The sequence below is a fragment of the Halobacteroides halobius DSM 5150 genome, assembly GCF_000328625.1.
Lineage (GTDB): Bacteria > Bacillota > Halanaerobiia > Halobacteroidales > Halobacteroidaceae > Halobacteroides > Halobacteroides halobius.
In genome coordinates this window covers 639,566-657,653 of record NC_019978.1, presented here as the reverse complement: position 1 = coordinate 657,653, position 18,088 = coordinate 639,566, and the positions used below count along the sequence as shown (strand labels likewise).

The 18,088-nt window shown below is 33.0% G+C and carries 21 protein-coding genes; all 21 read right to left on the bottom strand.

The features are described from left to right. Positions 1 to 35: 35 nt before the first annotated feature. The 21 genes from HALHA_RS03340 to flgF all read right to left on the bottom strand — a co-directional run bounded on the left by HALHA_RS03340 (position 36) and on the right by flgF (position 18,065). The gene (locus HALHA_RS03340) at positions 36 to 1,832 is read right to left on the bottom strand and encodes a FapA family protein (RefSeq protein ID WP_015326380.1); all 1,797 of its coding nucleotides are present in this window, start codon (positions 1,830 to 1,832) and stop codon (positions 36 to 38) included. A gap of 95 nt (positions 1,833 to 1,927) precedes the next feature. Next, entirely contained in the window at positions 1,928 to 2,707 is a 780-nt protein-coding gene (locus HALHA_RS03335) for a FliA/WhiG family RNA polymerase sigma factor (protein WP_015326379.1), read from the bottom strand. Between the two features lie 16 nt (positions 2,708 to 2,723). Then, a complete protein-coding gene (locus HALHA_RS03330; RefSeq protein ID WP_015326378.1) occupies positions 2,724 to 3,113 on the bottom strand; it encodes a hypothetical protein in 390 nt (129 codons plus the stop codon). A gap of 35 nt (positions 3,114 to 3,148) precedes the next feature. Beyond that, complete coding sequence (locus HALHA_RS03325; RefSeq protein ID WP_015326377.1) at positions 3,149 to 3,634, bottom strand: chemotaxis protein CheD; 486 nt, start codon at positions 3,632 to 3,634, stop codon at positions 3,149 to 3,151. Continuing rightward, the gene (locus tag HALHA_RS03320; protein ID WP_015326376.1) at positions 3,627 to 4,259 is read right to left on the bottom strand and encodes a chemotaxis protein CheC; all 633 of its coding nucleotides are present in this window, start codon (positions 4,257 to 4,259) and stop codon (positions 3,627 to 3,629) included. Before HALHA_RS03320 ends, HALHA_RS03325 begins: the two co-directional genes overlap by 8 nt. Positions 4,260 to 4,286: 27 nt before the next feature. Then, entirely contained in the window at positions 4,287 to 5,030 is a 744-nt protein-coding gene (locus HALHA_RS03315; RefSeq protein WP_015326375.1) for a flagellar brake protein, read from the bottom strand. Between the two features lie 12 nt (positions 5,031 to 5,042). Continuing rightward, positions 5,043 to 5,936: a MinD/ParA family protein gene (locus HALHA_RS03310; protein ID WP_015326374.1), complete on the bottom strand. Its 894-nt coding sequence runs from the start codon at positions 5,934 to 5,936 to the stop codon at positions 5,043 to 5,045. Beyond that, positions 5,933 to 7,015, bottom strand: coding sequence for a flagellar biosynthesis protein FlhF (locus tag HALHA_RS03305; protein WP_015326373.1), 1,083 nt, complete (start codon positions 7,013 to 7,015; stop codon positions 5,933 to 5,935). Before HALHA_RS03305 ends, HALHA_RS03310 begins: the two co-directional genes overlap by 4 nt. Further along, a complete protein-coding gene (gene flhA / locus HALHA_RS03300) occupies positions 7,015 to 9,087 on the bottom strand; it encodes a flagellar biosynthesis protein FlhA (protein ID WP_015326372.1) in 2,073 nt (690 codons plus the stop codon). The genes HALHA_RS03305 and flhA overlap by 1 nt, the downstream gene beginning before the upstream one ends. A gap of 36 nt (positions 9,088 to 9,123) precedes the next feature. Then, positions 9,124 to 10,179, bottom strand: coding sequence for a flagellar biosynthesis protein FlhB (gene flhB / locus HALHA_RS03295; protein ID WP_015326371.1), 1,056 nt, complete (start codon positions 10,177 to 10,179; stop codon positions 9,124 to 9,126). Between the two features lie 12 nt (positions 10,180 to 10,191). Further along, positions 10,192 to 10,965, bottom strand: coding sequence for a flagellar biosynthetic protein FliR (gene fliR, locus HALHA_RS03290; protein WP_015326370.1), 774 nt, complete (start codon positions 10,963 to 10,965; stop codon positions 10,192 to 10,194). Positions 10,966 to 10,979: 14 nt separating this feature from the next. Continuing rightward, positions 10,980 to 11,249: a flagellar biosynthesis protein FliQ gene (fliQ, locus tag HALHA_RS03285; RefSeq protein WP_015326369.1), complete on the bottom strand. Its 270-nt coding sequence runs from the start codon at positions 11,247 to 11,249 to the stop codon at positions 10,980 to 10,982. An 18-nt stretch (positions 11,250 to 11,267) separates the two neighbouring features. Continuing rightward, entirely contained in the window at positions 11,268 to 12,032 is a 765-nt protein-coding gene (gene fliP, locus HALHA_RS03280) for a flagellar type III secretion system pore protein FliP (RefSeq protein ID WP_015326368.1), read from the bottom strand. Continuing rightward, complete coding sequence (locus HALHA_RS03275) at positions 12,022 to 12,348, bottom strand: flagellar biosynthetic protein FliO (protein ID WP_015326367.1); 327 nt, start codon at positions 12,346 to 12,348, stop codon at positions 12,022 to 12,024. Before HALHA_RS03275 ends, fliP begins: the two co-directional genes overlap by 11 nt. A 15-nt stretch (positions 12,349 to 12,363) precedes the next feature. Next, positions 12,364 to 13,497 carry a flagellar motor switch phosphatase FliY gene (gene fliY / locus HALHA_RS03270; RefSeq protein ID WP_015326366.1) on the bottom strand — a complete coding sequence of 378 codons (1,134 nt, stop codon included), beginning with the start codon at positions 13,495 to 13,497 and terminating at the stop codon, positions 12,364 to 12,366. Beyond that, positions 13,490 to 14,500, bottom strand: coding sequence for a flagellar motor switch protein FliM (gene fliM, locus HALHA_RS03265; protein WP_015326365.1), 1,011 nt, complete (start codon positions 14,498 to 14,500; stop codon positions 13,490 to 13,492). The genes fliY and fliM overlap by 8 nt, the downstream gene beginning before the upstream one ends. Positions 14,501 to 14,600: 100 nt before the next feature. Then, positions 14,601 to 15,062, bottom strand: a complete 462-nt coding sequence (locus tag HALHA_RS03260; protein WP_015326364.1) for a flagellar basal body-associated FliL family protein — start codon at positions 15,060 to 15,062, stop codon at positions 14,601 to 14,603. Beyond that, the gene (locus HALHA_RS03255) at positions 15,055 to 15,771 is read right to left on the bottom strand and encodes a flagellar motor protein MotB (protein WP_015326363.1); all 717 of its coding nucleotides are present in this window, start codon (positions 15,769 to 15,771) and stop codon (positions 15,055 to 15,057) included. The genes HALHA_RS03260 and HALHA_RS03255 overlap by 8 nt, the downstream gene beginning before the upstream one ends. Next, positions 15,758 to 16,558, bottom strand: coding sequence for a motility protein A (locus HALHA_RS03250; protein ID WP_015326362.1), 801 nt, complete (start codon positions 16,556 to 16,558; stop codon positions 15,758 to 15,760). Before HALHA_RS03250 ends, HALHA_RS03255 begins: the two co-directional genes overlap by 14 nt. 15 nt (positions 16,559 to 16,573) lie before the next feature. Beyond that, positions 16,574 to 16,765, bottom strand: coding sequence for a flagellar FlbD family protein (locus tag HALHA_RS03245; protein ID WP_015326361.1), 192 nt, complete (start codon positions 16,763 to 16,765; stop codon positions 16,574 to 16,576). A 61-nt stretch (positions 16,766 to 16,826) separates the two neighbouring features. Then, a complete protein-coding gene (gene flgF, locus HALHA_RS03240) occupies positions 16,827 to 18,065 on the bottom strand; it encodes a flagellar basal-body rod protein FlgF (protein WP_015326360.1) in 1,239 nt (412 codons plus the stop codon). Positions 18,066 to 18,088 lie beyond the last annotated feature (23 nt).

The following is an 18,088-nucleotide window of genomic DNA, read 5'->3' as shown; positions in this document are numbered from 1 at the left end:
CTTAACACCTCCTTGCCAAGAATAAACTTGACTATTTAATAAGAAGCAGACTTAATCTCTTCATCACCAGCATAATACTGCACATGCGTATTTTTCTTCTTTATCTTTTTATACTGATTTCCAATCATAATATTAACTCCAGAGTAAATAGTCTTCTTGACTTTCACCCTTGCATTTACATCTTCTTCTAATCTATTTGTTAATTCTTTTTGTTCAGTCTTTAATCGCTTAACTTTCCTGGAAAGAATATTTCTTTGGTTAGTTAATTGCTGTAGTAGCTGCTCTTTTTTTCCCTCTAGTCTGCCCTTAGCCTCCTGTTTATTTAATAAGTTTATATTCTTTATTGTCTCCTCTAACTTTTCTTTTTTCGTTTCTAATTTACTTTTAACCTTATTATACTCATCTCTCAACTGAGGAGTGACACCAACCCCAATTTCAGTTGGAGTAGCTAAATTAGACCCTATTTCTTTAGCACTAATCTCAATTCCAGCTCTAATCTCTCCCCCGACTATTAACCCCTTACCTTCTTCAACTATTACTTTCTTCCTAGCATTAGCTTGACTATGCATAATCGCCTGTTTAACTATTAAGCTACCTTTAGTTTCTACTATTCCATTCTCGACAAATTTAACCTCAATATCACCTTCAGCTTTTAAATAACCTTTATCTCCAGCAATAAAACCTTTATTTATTGTGATTTGGCCCCCAGATTCCACCTGAGCATTATAAACACAACCTTTAACATGAATATTTCCTGTAGCTTTAACTTCCATTCCATCTTCTATATTTCCATTAATTATTACACTACCATTAAAATCAATATTTCCTGTTTCTAAATTTACATTACCATTTACTTTATGAATCTTAGTCACACTAACAACTTGATTAGTATAAACAACCTGCCCTTCCATTTCTGCCTCTAAAAATAATCCATCATCACTTAAGCTTACATTTTCTCCAACAGGTATTTCTGCTTCTTCAACTGGTTTAGGTGGCATTTCTTGGCCCTTGACTGAAGTTCCAGCTTTCCCCTCTACAGGTGGAATTTTTTCTACTAACAAATCACCAGATTCAACATTAACAATACGATTCAAATTATAAAAATCTGCTGTTCCGTCTTCTTTTAAATTGACCTTTTGCTCTTGACGGTCTAAGTCAAATTTAAAATCAAGCTGGCCATCTTCACCAGGAGTGGGCTCTTCTCCTTGGGCTATTAAAAAGCTCTCTAATTCCTTATCTTGATTAAATTTGGCCCTAAACTCCTCTTCTCTAAGACCAAATATAACGCCCCTTTCTTTGACCTGATCTATAATTTCATCTGCTGTCAATTTCTTACCACCTAATGCTGGAATATAATCTAAATAAGCCTTTAATTGATCATCACTAATCTCTAGATTTATTTCTGCATCACGATCTAACTCTGGCTTTCTTTCAGCAATCTTTATCTTTTCTTGACCAAGGGTTAATGCTTCACTAACTGCTTCTTGATCAACTTCAATAATCTCTTTTTCTGTTATTTGCTCTTCTATTGCAGCCAAGCTAACTCCAGCTCCATCGCCTTGAGGCTGTATTACCTCTAAAAAAATGCCCTCTTCTTTTATTAAGATATTAAAATCACCATCAATATCAGTTTCTTCCCTTAGCTTTAATACAGCTTGATAGACCTTCTTAGTTCCCATTAACCCCCATAGTCTCTTCTCTTCTTTTACAAGATTTAAAGAAATATTACTTTTATCAAATTCCTTATCTACTTGCTGTTGAATTAATTGATAGGCTTTTGTTAGTGCTTCTTCTTTAGTATCCCCCTCAACCCTTACCTTTTGATTAATCAATTTATAGCCCCCCTCTTTATAACACCTTAACCATTTATTTCTATTATATCATATAATAAAAATAAAAAAAGTTCTCCAGAACACTAAATTAAATTTTAGCCTAATAATAAATCTTTCTTTCTACTTAAATGCCCCCTTAATCTAAAAATAGCTTTCGTATGTAATTGAGAGATTCTAGCTGTTGTTAGCTCCATAACCTCACCTATTTCTTGTAATGTTAGATCATCATGATAGTAAAGACTAATTACTAATTTCTCTTTATCTGGTAACTTATCAATTGCTTCTCCTAGAATTCTTTTTGTCTCATTATAACTAAATATCTGGTCAGGTTCCTCTTGAGAGACACTCTTAATTATATCTTTAATCTTTAGTCCATTTTTCTGTTGGGTAATAACTTTATCTAAAGATATATTGTCAGAAATATTAATCCGGGCTAGCAGTTTGTTATATTCATTATTGGTTAGATTTAATTCTTCTTTCAATTCCTCATCAGTAGGAGAGCGGCCTAACTTATTCTCTAATCTGCCTAAAACTTCAGCAAATTCCTTTGCTTGCCTTCTGATACTAGTTGGAACCCAATCTAATCTTCTTAACTCATCATAAATAGCACCCTTAATCCTTGGTAGCGCATAAGTAGAAAACTTTATTCCCCGTTGATAATCAAAACGCTTCATTGCATCAATTAAACCTAAGACACCATAGTTGACCAAGTCATCAAAAGTATATTCATCTGGAATAGTGACCATAATTTTACCTACAATATGTTTAATTAGAGGTATATATCTTAAAATTAATTCTTCTTTAGCTGCTTGTGAATCATTTTGCTTATATTTTTTCCATAATTTATCTTCAGACAATTTATTAATCCCCGCCATTCAAACTGCCTCCTTACTAGTCTTGATCACTCATATTACTAACTAAGTCAGCCATCTTAGCTGGGTCTTCTTGAGCCATATTGACTACATTTTCTTCTGTTTGATCTACAGTATCAAATTCAAGTGATTCCATCTTAGATTTTTGCTCATTCTTATCTGCTGTATCTGCTTGACTAGCTGCTACTTCTTCTCTAGGTTTAGAATTTTCATCAATTCCAAAGTTATCTAAATTATAAGCTACTAATTGACCAATTACGCCCCCTAATAAACTAAATAATAAACCACCGATTAAATCCCTTTTTAAAATAGTGATCCAATTTAAACTACTACCTATTCCGACTAATGAAATTACACTTATAGCAATCACAAAAAATAATAGGGCCAATTTCTTAGCTAACAACTTCAAGCTTAACACTCCCCTACTCTTTATAGCTTTTGAAACTATAATATTATATCATCATGCTTAACCGTTTTTATCTTTGCCTCACCTGTCTTTGTATAAAACTCCATTGTTCTACCATAGTTTTCTCCTACTTCTGATCCTAATAAAGGGATTTTATAATTATTTAACTCTTCTTTTACAGCCTCGATATTCCTCGCTCCTATCCTCATTTTACTATTGGTATTAACTAAATTAAACATCTGTGCTCCCCCAGCCATCTTTGCTTCTAATCGTCGTTTATTAATTCCTTTAGATTCTAACTGTTCAAGTAACATCTCTATTGCTGTATCAGCATACTTAGCTGGATTCCCTTTCTTTTTATTAGCAGGAAATTTAGGTAGCATAATATGGGCCATCCCTCCAACTTTAGTTCTAGAATCATATAAGGTAAGTCCAATACAGGAACCCAATCCGGAAGTGATAATAATATCATCTGCTTGACCTACCTTTATATCAGCCATTCTAACTCTTATTCTCTTAGACATCTGATACACCAAGTTTATTTAAGATAACTTGTAAAGAGTCCGGATTAGGAATTAAAAAGAAGTTTCCATTAATATCTTCTTCTAGGTCACTTAAAAAATCTGTCTCAATTACTAAAGCGTAATCACCAACTTGACCTAATTCTATAAAACAAACTTCTAAAATCGCTCCTGACATATCATAAGCTAAAGCAGGAACTTGGGGTTTGATTTTAATATTTAACATTTTGGAAAAAGCATTAAGGTTGGCCCCGGTTAAGATATTACCTATTTCTTTTAGAGCTGAAGCTTCTAATTCTCCCATCTCCTCTTCAATATTAATATCCATCCCAGTTAATAACTCAATTAATAAATTAGCACTTGCTGTATCTAAAGTAAATAAAACCCCACCATTTATCTCACCTTCTATTCTAACTAAAACAGCTGCTATTAATTTCTCTGCTCCACCAATTATCTCAGGTACATCAGCGACTGGTAAAATATCAACTTTAGGAACACTCATTTCTATCTTACTATCAATCATCCTAGATAAAGAGGTAGCAGCATTTCCGGCCCCAATACTTGCTACCTCTTTTAATGCATCTAATTCTAACGGATTTAAATCAGATAGTTCATCATCCAATGGCATTTTAATCACCTCTTACTATATTGTAATCTAAAGAAGTCCTTTTTGTCTTAATTCTCTCTGTTTATCAAATAACCATTTAGTAATTTGGTCTCTTTGTCTTCGGCGACATTCAATAAATTCTATCCCTACCTCATAGATTTCTTCTGTCTCTGCATCCTGTTTATCTACCCTGACTACTTCTCCACACACTGTATTAAAAGAAGCATTAATAAAATTAATCTCAATCTCTATTATTTGATTTAGCCCTAACCTTTCAGCAGTAAATAATTTCAAACCACCAGCACTCATATCCCTTACCTTTCCTTCTTTATCAAATGCAGGTAATTCATTAACCTCCCCTGCAATAATTTCATCTATACCTCCTTTAGCTTCTAAATCCTCTTGATTATTAGCTATTAACCTATAATTTAAATTCTTATAGACCTCTAGTCTAAAAAACTGGCGTTCCTGAATTTTAGTAACCGGTTCTCGTAACTTTACAGATAATAATTCTGTAGCATCAAACTGCCTACCAGTTACCTTGACTGGCAATATATAAATCCCATTATCATCCTTTAACTTAATGTTAAATCTTGTATTAACGGCTAATTTAATTGGATGTCCTTTAATATAAGGAGCATTAACTATAAAATTTTGATCATCACTTATATCAGCTACTTTAATAGAGTATTCTCCTTCATACTTACCACCTAACAATTCACACTCTACTTGCTGGTTAACCTCTAACTTTTTACTCACATCAAATTTTTTAATAACTCTACCTTCTCTCATGGCACCCCTCCTTTAATTAAAACTTAATAAATCACTAAAAAATCCAGTAATCCCTTGAGATTTCTTGGGTTCTTTATCTAGTAATTCTAATACTATTTGATTAATGCTCTTTGCAATCTTAGCATGGGGGTATTCTAAAAGAAATGGCCTTCGTTTCTTAACTGCTTTAACTACTGCCTTATCTGTCGGTAATTCACCCAAAAAATCAATCTCTTGATTTAAAAATTCTTTGGCTGTATTAGATAACCGTCTTCCAATTCGTTCTCCTTCATTGCGACTATCTACCTGATTAATAACTAATTTTATTTTAGCATCTGCATCATGGGTATTAATTACTTTTATAACTCCATAAGCATCTGTAACTGATGTGGGCTCAGGTGTTGAAATAACAATTACTTCATCAGCAGCTAAGACAAAATCAAGTACACTATTAGATAAACCTGCTCCTGTATCAATTAATATTATATCATATTTATTTTCTATTTTATGCCAATGATCTATTAAATTATTTATTTGATATTGGGATAAATTAGCTAAGTCTTCAATGCCAGAACCACCAGGAATTAAAGCTAACCCTTCTGGACCTGCTATAATAATTTCTTCTAAACTCTTTGTTCCACTTATAACATGATTTAGATTATAATTAGGAGTAACTCCTAAAATAACATCCAGATTAGCTAATCCTAAATCAGCATCAAAGACTATCACCTTTTTTCCTTCCTGTTGTAACCCTAGGGCCAAGTTAGCTACAAAATTAGACTTTCCCACTCCACCTTTACCACTTGTCACAGCATAGATAGAAGCTGAATTCCGATCCCTAGTCTCTTTTTTAACTTGCTTTTCTTTTTTTTCCTTCTGTTTCTTACTCTTAACTAAATTTCTTAGCTTTTCTGCTTGATCTTTCATAAGTCTAACCCCTCTAAGATATCATCAATTAATTCTTTAGACTCAGGTAACTTAATATCTTCTGGAACGTCTTGGCCTACAGTTACATAAGAAAGAGGTTTATTAGCTTCTAAAGCAGCTTCAAAGACAATGCCTAAGGAATCAGTTTCATCTAATTTGGTTAAAATCAATTTATTAATCTCTAACTCTGTATACACCTTAATAATCTTCTTTAAATCACTAGTTTTAGTGGTTGCACTTAAAACTAAATAAACTTCATCTATTTCACTCTTTTTAATAAAACTCTTTAATTCTGAAATATGCATTTGATTATTTTGGCTCCTACCTGCTGTATCAACTAATACTAAATCATAACCTTGATACTTATCAATAGCTGTTGTTAGTTCTTGGGGGGTAAAAGCAACTTCTAAAGGTAAATCGATAATCTCACTATATGTCTTTAGTTGATCTACAGCAGCAATCCGATAAGTATCTGCTGTAACTAAACCTACTTTCTTTCCTTCCAATAAAGAAAAATTGGCAGCTAATTTAGCTAGAGTTGTAGTCTTTCCTACACCAGTTGGCCCTACCATAGCTACTACCTTAGTTTTATCATCTTCTAATTTAATAGGTTCAATATCATTAATTACATTTTCAAATTCAGCCTTTAATATTTGCTGTAATTTTTCTGCATCATCTACCTGACCCTGAGTCTTTTTGACAATCTTACGGGCCAAATCTTGAGCAGTAGAATAATCAATCCCTAAATTTAAAAGAGCCTCTACAACCTTTTGTAAAATGGGATTTCCTGTAACAGCAAGAGATTCTTCCTTACTCTTTTGAATCTCCCCCATTAAATTATTCATCATCCCCTTCATTTGATCTAATTCACCTTTTAACTCCTTGCTATCTTTAGAATCAGTTGCAGGCTCTGGCTCTACAGTAGCTACAACTTCAACCTTTTTTTTAGCAAAAAAACCAAAAAAACCACCCTTTTTAAACTTACGACTATGTAAAATAATAGCATCAGATCCTAAGTCTGATTTAACCTTTAACATGGCCTCCTGCATATTATCAGCTTGGTATTTTTTTACTTTCATTATATTGTCACCGCCCCTAGATTTTGCACATTAACATCAGATTCTAGTTCATTAAAGGATAGAACAGTTAAGTTAGGTACCACTTGTTCAGTTAACTCTTTAAAATGAAATCTTAAAATTGGAGATGTAAGTACTATTGGGTCATAGCCTTGGTTTACCATTTGCTCTACCATCTGGGCTAAACTATTATAAATCTGTTGAGCTAAGTTAGGATCTAAAGCAATATAACTGCCTTGTTCAGTCTGCTCGATTGAATTAGAAATAGTTTCTTCAACCTGAGAATCTAAAGTTAATACATGTAAATTACCTTGTTCATCTTTGTATTTTTTAGAGATTTGTCGTGATAAAGCATCTTGCCTTACATATTCAGTTAGAATATCTGTATCTTGAGTATTGTGTGCCTGGTCTGCTAAAACCTCTAAGATAGAGACTAAATCACGAACAGAGACCCTCTCTTTTAATAAATTCTGTAACACTTTTTGTACTTGACCAATTGATAATAAATCGGGAATTAATTCATCAACCACTGCTGGGTAGTCTTCTTTTACATTATCAATTAACTCTTTAACCTCTTGTCTACCTAATAATTCATAAGCATGGTCTTTAACTAATTCAGTCAAATGAGTAGCCATCACTGATGGAGGATCGACTACTGTATAACCAGACATTTCTGCTCTTTCTTTCTGCTCTTCATCAATCCATAAAGCTGGTAAATCAAAAGCAGGTTCTGTAGTCTCTATCCCTTGGATTTCCTCAGTAGCCATCCCAGAATCCATAGCCATATACTTATCTACCTTAATTTCATGACTGGCTATCTGAATCCCTCTTAAATTCACTTGGTAATAATCTGGTTCAAGTTGCATATTATCTCTAATTCTAATAGGAGGAATTACAATTCCTAACTCCAAAGCACACTGACGTCTAATCATTGATACCCGATCTAATAAATCCCCTCCTTGTTCAGGCACTACTAAGGGAATCAAATTATAACCGACTTCTAGCTCCATTGGATCAACCTGTAATAAATCAGCAATACTTTCTTCTTCTCGATATTCTTCAGCCTCTTGGTCTTCTTCTTTAAATTCTTCCTCTAATTGAGCTGTTTGTTGATTTTCGTATAATAAATAACTTAATCCAGCAAATAATAAAGCTAATCCTACAAAAGGTATTGTAGGTAGTGGCGTTAAAATACCTAAGATAGATAATACACCTGCAACTAACCATAAAGCCTTAGGTTGAGCAAATAACTGCTTAGTAAAATCAGATCCTAAATTACCTTCTGAAGCAGCACGAGTTACTACAATACCAGTCGCAGTAGAGATTAATAAAGCTGGGATTTGACTGACTAGTCCATCACCTACTGTTAATAAAGTATATGTTTGTAAAGCATCTGTAATAGGCATTCCTTGTTGAATAACACCAATAGTCAAACCACCTAAAATATTAATTAAGGTAATGACAATTCCAGCAATAGCATCTCCTTTAACAAATTTACTGGCACCATCCATAGCACCATAAAAATCTGCTTCTTGTCTGATTTTTTCTCGTTTGGCCCTTGCTTCCGCTTCTGTGATTAAACCAGAACTTAAATCGGCATCAATACTCATTTGCTTTCCAGGCATAGCATCTAAAGTAAATCTAGCTGTAACCTCTGATACACGCTCCGATCCTTTAGTAATTACCATAAATTGAATAACTACTAAAATAATAAAGATAACTACCCCAACGATGTAATTACCACCTAATACAAAGCTACCAAAAGCTTCTATTACCTGTCCTGCACTCCCTTGACTTAAGATTAATCTAGTGGTTGATACATTCAAGCCTAGGCGAAAAAGAGTAGCAATTAATAGTAATGAGGGAAAGACAGATAACTCTAAAGGATCAGATAAATACATAGCTACTAATAATATAGTCAATGCTAAACTAATATTTAAAGTTAATAATATATCTAATAAAATAGTTGGTAAAGGAATAATAAACATTACTACAATCATAATTACTGCTATAGCAAAAATTAAATCATTATACTCACTTATACTCCCTACTAAACCTTGTGAAGTTGAAGCCAAATCTTAAAACCTCCTTTCTTTCCTCACACTCATTTTTCACACTTTTCTATCTAACTTATAGACATAAGCTAATATTCCAGCTACTGCCTGATATAACTCGGCAGGAATTTGATCTCCAATATCTACCATCTTATATAAAGCTCTAGCTAATGGTTTCTCTTCGACTATTTCAATTTCATATTCTTTGGCAACTTCTTTTATCTTGCGAGCTACTTCATCTTGGCCCATAGCTACTACTACAGGAGCCTCCATTGTCTCTATATCAAACTTAAGAGCTACTGCTATATGAGTAGGGTTAGTAATTACTACATCAGCATCAGGCACATCTTGCATCATCCTACTTTGGGCCATCTCTTGTTGTCTCTTCTGACGCTCAGACTTAACTTCTGGATTTCCGTCTTGTTCTTTTTGTTCATCTTCTACTTCCTTTTTACTCATCTTCAGCTGTTGTGTATGCTCCCACTTTTGATAAAATAAATCAGCTATCCCTAATATTATAAAAGCAGCACTAACCCTCATTCCTAGAGAATAAGCAGTATCTGCTAATAAATTCAAAGCTATCTCAACTCCACCTTGAGTTAATAAAACTAATTCAGGGACTATTCCAGCTATAGTTATATAACATATATAACCTATAACTCCTATTTTAAATAATGATTTAATTAATTCAACTACAGATCGTTTAGAAAATAATTGTTTAAAGCCTTCGATTGGATTCAGTTTACTAAAACTAGGTTTTAATGGTTTAGTCGTAAATAAAAAACCAATCTGCAAGTAAATAGCTAAAACCCCAATTGCAGCTACACCAATCATAATTGGAGCTACCAACTTTAAAATAAAGAACATTATTTCAATAAATAAAGTATGAAAATTATGAGCAGATAATTGCATAGTAAAATATTGAGTATATACTTTAGTTAAAAATTCAATTATTTCTTTTATCATTTTAGACATTGTAAAATAAAAGATTATAAAACTAAATAATAAAGTTAAAGCACTATTTAACTCTTTACTTTGAGCTACTTGTCCTTCTTTTCTTGCTTCTTGCCTTCGTTTGGGGGTGGGGTCCTCCGTTTTCTCTTCATCAGGCATACTTATCCCCCCTTATCCTATTAATTTTAATACAGCATAGATATTCTTAAATACATTTTTAAAAGTAGTCTCCAAAAAACTGATATAATTAGGTAAAGTAATAGTTAATATTATTAATCCTACCAAAAGCTTTAAAGGTAATCCTAGCATGAAAACATTTAATTGTGGTACAGTTCTAGCTACCAAACCAAAAGATAAATCCACAATAAATAATGTTGCTAAAATTGGTAAAGCAATTTTAAATGCCATAGGAAACAAATCTCCATTTAATCGTAATAATAAGGCAAATAAATCAGATGAAGTATTAAATTGGCCTAAGTTTATTAAATCAAAGCTGGTTACTAAAAGTCTCAAAATTTGATGATGGCCATTAAGAGTTAGAAATACAAGAATAGCTATTATGTTTTGTAACTGTCCTATTACCGCTACTCGAGTTCCACTTTGGGGATTTAAAATATTGGCCATAGCTAATCCCATTCTGCGGGCAATTAACTGTCCAGCTAATTGCACTGCCACAAAAACTAATAATAAAATAAACCCCATTATTAAGCCAATAGTAAACTCAGTTAGTAATTGTAAAACTAATAGACCTAATTGAGGAACCTTAACTTCTGGTAAAGAAATCACACCCATTAAAATAATAGTTATAATTATAGCCAACCCAATCTTAAATCGCTTAGGAATTGCTTTACTACCAAAAATAGGAACTAATACAAATAATCCAACTATCCTAGTTAAAATTAAGCTAAAGTAATAAACTTGTAATAATAAATCTTCTTCAGTCATTAAATTTACTCCTATTAACCAATGTAATTGGGGATATTGGTAAGTAAGTTATTCATATAATCAAGTAAAGTACTTAACATCCACGGGCCAAAAATCATAATAGCAATCATCACAGCTACAATCTTAGGAATAAAAGCTAAGGTCTGCTCCTGAATTTGAGTTGTAGCTTGAAAAATACTAACAGCTAATCCAGCTGCCATTCCTAAACCTAACATAGGCGCAACTACTTTAAGAACTGTTAATAAGCTTTTTCGACCTAATTCAATCGCTAATAATTGATCCATCACTTCTCCTCCTATATTTTATTTAAAAGTTTCAACCAATGATTTTATGACTAAGTACCAGCCATCTACTAATACAAATAATAAAATCTTAAAAGGTAAAGAAATCATAACTGGAGGCAACATCATCATTCCCATAGACATTAAAGTACTAGCTACAATCATATCAATTACCACAAACGGTAAGTAAATCATAAACCCAATTTGAAATGCAGTTTTTAATTCACTAATTATAAAAGCAGGAATTAGAACATAAGTTGATAGTTCTTTAGGCCCCTTAGGACGCTTAGAATTTGATAAATTAACAAATAAAGCAATATCTTTCTCTCTAGTTTGCTTAAACATAAATCTACGTAATGGTTTTATTGTCCGATCAAAAGCCGTTCCTCGGTCTATCTTTTCAGCCAAATAAGGCTGTAAAGCATTTTGATTAATATCTTGGCCCACAGGTGCCATAATATAAATCGTTAAAAAAATTGCTAAACCAATCAAAACTTGGTTTGGGGGCATCCTTTGTGTGGCTAAAGCCCGACGTAAAAAAGATAAGACGACAATAATTCTAGTAAATGAAGTTAATAATATTAAAATAGCAGGAGCTAATGTTAAAATAGTTAGCAACAATAATATCTTTAGTGATAGTGCTAACTCCTGTGGTTGAGAACCATCATCTCCTACCTGAAGTTTTATACTGGGAATTTCAAATCGGGGCGCTGCTATAGCACTTGCCTGTACTACCAATAAAATAACTATAATTAGTATCCCGGTTAACTGATATTTAGCTTTCATCAGTTTTACCCTTACCTTTCTGCCAAAAGTTTAATAATTGCTGATTAGATTGAAGGTCTAATTCTTTAGTATCTAATTCAATTTGTTGAATAAATTCCATTTTATCCTTAGTAGCTGAAACCAACCAAATATTATCAGCTACCTTTATTAGATAAAGGACTTGGTTAGTATCTAAATAACATCTTTCTAGAACTTGTATTTGGTTAGTCTGATTAAGAAACTGATTTCTCTTAAATAACCTTACTACTAAATAAAACAATCCTAATACTCCTGCTAAAGCTCCAATAACTTTTATAAAATTTACAACATAATTCATAAAATCAATCCCTATCTATAATCTCTTTAACCGCTCTTCTGAACTAACAATATCTGTAACTCTAAAACCAAAGTTTTCATCAATTACAACAACTTCACCTTGAGCAATCAATTTACCATTAACTAACAAATCAACTGCTTCCCCAGCTAACCGGTCTAATTCAATCACAGAGCCAGGCCCTAAATCTAAAATCTCCTTAATAGACATCTCAGCCTTACCTAACCTAACTGTTAACTCTAAATCAACATCATAGATTAGACTAATATCATTTCTTCCATCTCTATCTTGTTCATTTCCTAAATCATTAAACTCAACCCCTTGGACTTCAACATTACGTTGTTGAGATTGAGGTTGTCGTCTCTGTTGTTGAGACTGTGGTCTTGGTTGCTGTCGCTGTTGTGTTTGTTGATTAACTGCTTGTTGCTCTGGTTGCTTTTGAGTCTCTTTTTGACTCTGATTACTTTCCTCTTCAGTTTGAGTAGGATTCATTAAATTCTCTGCTAACTCTTCAGCAAAATCAATAGTCATAACCTGAACAATTTGACTATCTATTAAATCTCCAATCTTCATATCAAAAATTATCTGTACTACTTTATCCTCTGGTGAAATATTATTTAAACTAAAAGTTTCTTCATTTACCTCTAATAACTCGGCTTCTGGAGGAGAAATATTAACCTTATTTCCTGCAAAAAAATCAGACATTGAAGTAGAAGCAGAGCCCATCATTTGATTCATAGCTTCTCCTACCGCACTAAGATGCATCTCATCTAATCCTTCTGGAGGCTCTGTACCATCTCCTCCCATCATTAAATCAGTAATGATAGCTGCATCTTTAACTTCTAATATCATCTGATTACTACCTTCTAAACCTTCTATATACTGTACATCAACTAAAACACAAGGCCTATTATAACTATCAATTAATTCATTTAAAGTACTAACTTCTACCTCAGGGGCTGTAATCTCTACTTTTTTATCTAATAAACCATACAAAGCTGTTGCCGCTGATCCCATAGATATATTACCTATTTCACCTAGAGCATCCCTAGCTAAATCTGATAATAATTGTGATTTTTCTCCGTTATTTGTTGTATCTTCATCATCTAATAGTGCATTAATTTCATCTTGAGATAATACATCATTATCCATTACTTTCTCCCTCCCACTCCTCTTCAGAAATAGCATTAATAATCTCTGCTGCTAATTTACTTCCTAGTTTTCCTGGTTTCCCTGTGAATTTTTGTCTGTCATTTACTTTGATTACTAAATCTTCATCTGCTTTAGTATCTAATCTTAAAACATCACCTTCATTTAATTCTAATAACTCTGCTACTTTAATATTGGTTCTTCCTAATTCAACTTCAATAGGTAAATGAGCCTTACCTAATCCTTTTTTTAATTGATCTAGGCTCTCTTCATTTGACTCGTTTCTAGCAGCAGAAAACCAATACTGGGCACTTAACTTAGAAACGATTGGTTCTAAAACAATATATGGAATACAAATATTAATTAAACCTTCTGTTGAACCTATATGAGTATTAAAAGTTGCTAAAATAACCATATCATTTCCTGGTACAATCTGTGTGAACTGAGGATTTGATTCTAATTCTTTTAACCTAGGCCTTAAATCTGCAACATTCTCCCAAGCTTCACTAAGGCTCTCTAAAAACCGTTTGGTTATTTTTTTTAGTACTACCTCTTCAATATCAGTAAATTCTCTAATAGCACCATCTGCTAAATTACCTGCTCCACCAAAGGTCCGTTCTACTATTGCAAAGGCTACCCTAGGATTCATTTCAATAATAAATTCTCCATGAAACGGGTTAAAATCACAGATAGACATTACTGTAGGCTGAGGTAAAGAACGAATAAATTCATCATATGATAACTGTTCTATTGAAGCAAGCTCAATCTTACCCATTGTTCGTAATTGAGTCGAGATAGCAGTACTAACTAAACGGCCAAAACCTTCATAAATCATCCTTAACGTTCTTAACTGATCTTTAGATAGCTTGTTAGGATGCTTAAAATCATATACTTCAACATTATGTTCTTCTTTTTCTTTTAACTCATTTGTTTCTACTTCCCCCGAAGACACAGCCTCTAATAAATCATCTATTTCATCTTGGGTCAAAACTCGATCTGATGACATACAGCTACCCCCTACTTGGTAAACCAATAAATTTATATTCTTAAACTTAATAATTATAAATTTTATTAATACACATATTATAATTATAATTTATAAGATATTATTGTACAACAAATTCAGTAAAGAAAACATTAGTAATTTTACCCTTCAGTAATAATTTATTAATATCATTCATAATTTCAGTTCTTAATTTTCTAGTTCCTCTAGTAGAAGTTATCTCTTTATATGATTTAGTTCTTAGTATTGATATAATAGCATCCCTAATCTGTGGATTACGATCTTTAATCTCTTTAATTGTTGCTTTATTACTAACTTCAAAGACAACATTTATTTTAATAAACCGATTACCATTAGATAAATTAACTAAGAATTGATTTAATTTGGTAGTTGGCCCTAACTTTTTAGCCGTAGTTTTAGCTGTTTTTTCTTGTTGACCATCATTTAATCCACCAAATTTAAGCAGCATAAAATAAGAGCCTCCCATAGCTAATCCTACTGCTAAAATGACTATTAAAGCTATTACAATATAATTAACTCCACCGTTATTTTCATTATCACTCATTAATTACTTCCTCCTTCTTCTTATCCTCTTCCATCCTTAAGATAACTACATCAACCCTCCGATTCATAGCTCTATTACGAGGGCTATTATTAGGTCTTATAGGCTTATATTTTGAATAACCTGCAGCAGCTAATCTGCTAGGAGTAATACTGTTTTGTTCTATAAAATATTTAATCACATTAGTAGCTCTAGTAGTAGATAACTCCCAATTAGAAGCAAAATCAGAATTACTAATTGGTAAACTATCAGTATGCCCCTCAATTACTACATCATTAGGTACACTCTTAATAAAAGCAGCTATTTGACTTAAAGTATCCTTTGAACCTGATTTAATCTTAGCCTCTCCTAATTCAAATAATACTTGACCTGTAAATCTGATTGTTAACCCTCTTTCATCTACCTTTAAATTAATATCTTTTTCCAAATTATTTTCTTTGATATATTTAGATACTTGACGGTATAAATTACTTAGTTCATTACTAATTCTAGGTGAATTCAAACCTGCATTAATCATTTTAGATTCTGAAATAGTCTTACCACCTTCTAAGACACCCAATTTCCCTTGTAAACCTTCTATCATCATTTTAAACTTTTGAGCATTAATAGAAGAAAAAGAATAGAGTAATACAAAAAAGGCCAGTAATAAAGTAACCATATCTGCATAAGTAGTCATCCAATCTGCTCCATTATCATCTTTATCCCGCGGCATTTACATTCACCGCCTCTTCTTCTTCAATATCTGTTCTAGTAGTTGGAGCTAGAAAGGCTTTTAACTTTTCTTCTACAATTCGTGGGTTTTCTCCAGCTTGAATTGATAGAATCCCCTCAATCATCACTTCTTTAACCAAAATCTCTTCTTCACTCTTTACGGCTAGTTTTTCAGCTATAGGAACAAAAAAGACATTAGCTAATACTGAACCATAGAAAGTAGTAATTAAAGCTACAGCCATCCCTCCACCTAATTGACTAGGATTTTCTAGTTGGCTTAACATCCCTATCAAACCAATTAAAGTACCAATCATTCCAAAAGCAGGGGCCAACTCAGCTGCTGTACTAAAGACTCCTGAATTAATACCATGCCGTTCTTCCATAAAATCAAGCTCTGTCTTTAGAATACTCTTAACTAATTCAGGATCAGTTCCATCTACTACTAACTGAATTCCCTTTTTTAAAAATTCATCATCTATTTGATTGCTCTCTTCTTCTAAAGCTAATAAACCCTCTCTTCTAGCTTTTTCAGCAAAACTAACTAAGATAGATATGATTTCACTTGCTTCATACTCTTGACTAGAAAAAGCAATTTTTAAAGCAGCAAAAGCATCTTTTAAATGCTTAAAAGAATAAGCTAGTACCACTCCTCCTAAAGTTCCTCCTATAACAATCAGAGCTGAACTGGCACTAACATATATTATCATTTGTCCCTGTAAGAACATACCTAATAAAACTAATCCAACTCCTAAAATCAAACCTATAATCGATGCCAAATCCAAGTCCATACTTTCACCCCATTTCTATTCTACCTTAAAGTGAATCCGTTGTTTAAAATTAATTACTTTATCAATTATCTGATCTACATCTTCTTTAACAATCAAACGATGATCTGTTGTTAAAGTAATTACTGTATCAGGTGTAGCTTCAATTGTCTTAATTAACTCAGCATTAACTACTATTTGAGAGTCATTTAGTCTGGTTAATTTAATCATTAGCTCTCACCCCTTGTGGCATATAAACAAGGAAAGAGGAATTCCCCTTTCCCTGTATTAATTACCTTTTAAGATTAACCAATTCCTGTAGTATTTGATCAGAAGTTGAAATCACTTTAGAATTAGCCTGAAAACCACGTTGAGCAGTAATCATTTCAGTAAACTGACGAGACAAATCAACATTAGACATCTCTAAAGTACCAGCACTTAAAGCACCAAATCCACCACTATTAGCTTCACCAATTTTGGCTGCTCCAGAGTTATTAGAAGGTCTAAACATTGTATCCCCTTCTTGACTTAATCCAGCTGGGTTATTAAAATTAGCTAAAGCCAATTTACCAATTCTTTGTCGTTGTCCATTATCATAGAAACCAGTAATTACACCTGATTGACCAATCGTAAAGTCTTCTAAAGAGCCAGCTTGCGAACCATTAACTGTATCTACATCAGCAGTCATCTCTCCTGCAAATTGATTTATCTGAGAAAAATCTAAGTTAATCGTCTGACCAGCAGCTGCTCCATTATTAGGTGTAATCTCTAAATCAGGATTAATAAAAGCTGCAGCAGTAGTATCTAAATTACCACTAGCATCAAAAGTCAAAGTTCCCGTATTCCCAGCATCAATTGTAGCACCTGAAACACTTGTTACTGTATAATCCCACTCATTAGCAGTTGCTGTCTTTTCAAACTCTACTTCAACTGTATGTTTACTTCCTTGAGAATCATAAACTGGAATGGTGGTAGTTCTTGTGGTTCCATTAGCTGCACTAGCATTTAAGTTACCACTATAAGTTATTTTATCTGTTGCTGTAGCAGGAATAGATGGCTTTAAAGTTAAATCCTCTAACTCCCCTTTGGTACTAATCTGACCTTGCTTGTTGGCCATCCAACCTTGCACTCGATAACCATTGACTGTATTAACTAAATAACCTTCTTTATCTCTACTCATAGCTCCCGCTCTGGTATAAAGGTCACTTGCCCCATCACTAAGCACAAAGAATCCATTACCTTGAATAGCAAAATCCAAACTGCGTCCTGTTGATTTTAGGTTACCCTGACTCATATTCTTATCAATACTACCTAAAGAAACACCTAACCCCACCTGCATTGGGTTGGTACCTCCCCGACCGTTTTGAGGAGCAGAAGCTCCTTGAATTGTCTGACTTAGCATTGACTTAAAAGTAGCCCTACTACCTTTATAACCAGTTGTATTTACATTAGCAATATTATTACCGATAATATCCATCTTACTCATATGAGCCTTTAATCCTGAAACACCTGAATACATAGAACGTAACATGATATAACCTCCTTGTTAATTTA

What these genes read in the sequence shown, in the direction of transcription:
- flhB (WP_015326371.1), bottom strand. Translation starts at nt 10,179, where the DNA reads ATGCCTGATGAAGAGAAAACGGAGGACCCCACCCCCAAACGAAGGCAA.
- fliY (WP_015326366.1), bottom strand. Translation starts at nt 13,497, where the DNA reads ATGGATAATGATGTATTATCTCAAGATGAAATTAATGCACTATTAGAT.
- HALHA_RS03260 (WP_015326364.1), bottom strand. Translation starts at nt 15,062, where the DNA reads ATGAGTGATAATGAAAATAACGGTGGAGTTAATTATATTGTAATAGCT.
- HALHA_RS03250 (WP_015326362.1), bottom strand. Translation starts at nt 16,558, where the DNA reads ATGGACTTGGATTTGGCATCGATTATAGGTTTGATTTTAGGAGTTGGA.
- HALHA_RS03335 (WP_015326379.1), bottom strand. Translation starts at nt 2,707, where the DNA reads ATGGCGGGGATTAATAAATTGTCTGAAGATAAATTATGGAAAAAATAT.
- fliQ (WP_015326369.1), bottom strand. Translation starts at nt 11,249, where the DNA reads ATGGATCAATTATTAGCGATTGAATTAGGTCGAAAAAGCTTATTAACA.
- HALHA_RS03305 (WP_015326373.1), bottom strand. Translation starts at nt 7,015, where the DNA reads ATGAAAGTAAAAAAATACCAAGCTGATAATATGCAGGAGGCCATGTTA.
- HALHA_RS03325 (WP_015326377.1), bottom strand. Translation starts at nt 3,634, where the DNA reads ATGTCTAAGAGAATAAGAGTTAGAATGGCTGATATAAAGGTAGGTCAA.
- fliR (WP_015326370.1), bottom strand. Translation starts at nt 10,965, where the DNA reads ATGACTGAAGAAGATTTATTATTACAAGTTTATTACTTTAGCTTAATT.
- HALHA_RS03245 (WP_015326361.1), bottom strand. Translation starts at nt 16,765, where the DNA reads ATGATTAAATTAACCAGACTAAATGACTCTCAAATAGTAGTTAATGCT.
- HALHA_RS03310 (WP_015326374.1), bottom strand. Translation starts at nt 5,936, where the DNA reads ATGAAAGATCAAGCAGAAAAGCTAAGAAATTTAGTTAAGAGTAAGAAA.
- HALHA_RS03275 (WP_015326367.1), bottom strand. Translation starts at nt 12,348, where the DNA reads ATGAATTATGTTGTAAATTTTATAAAAGTTATTGGAGCTTTAGCAGGA.
- HALHA_RS03320 (WP_015326376.1), bottom strand. Translation starts at nt 4,259, where the DNA reads ATGCCATTGGATGATGAACTATCTGATTTAAATCCGTTAGAATTAGAT.
- fliP (WP_015326368.1), bottom strand. Translation starts at nt 12,032, where the DNA reads ATGAAAGCTAAATATCAGTTAACCGGGATACTAATTATAGTTATTTTA.
- HALHA_RS03255 (WP_015326363.1), bottom strand. Translation starts at nt 15,771, where the DNA reads ATGCCGCGGGATAAAGATGATAATGGAGCAGATTGGATGACTACTTAT.
- HALHA_RS03315 (WP_015326375.1), bottom strand. Translation starts at nt 5,030, where the DNA reads ATGAGAGAAGGTAGAGTTATTAAAAAATTTGATGTGAGTAAAAAGTTA.
- flgF (WP_015326360.1), bottom strand. Translation starts at nt 18,065, where the DNA reads ATGTTACGTTCTATGTATTCAGGTGTTTCAGGATTAAAGGCTCATATG.
- fliM (WP_015326365.1), bottom strand. Translation starts at nt 14,500, where the DNA reads ATGTCATCAGATCGAGTTTTGACCCAAGATGAAATAGATGATTTATTA.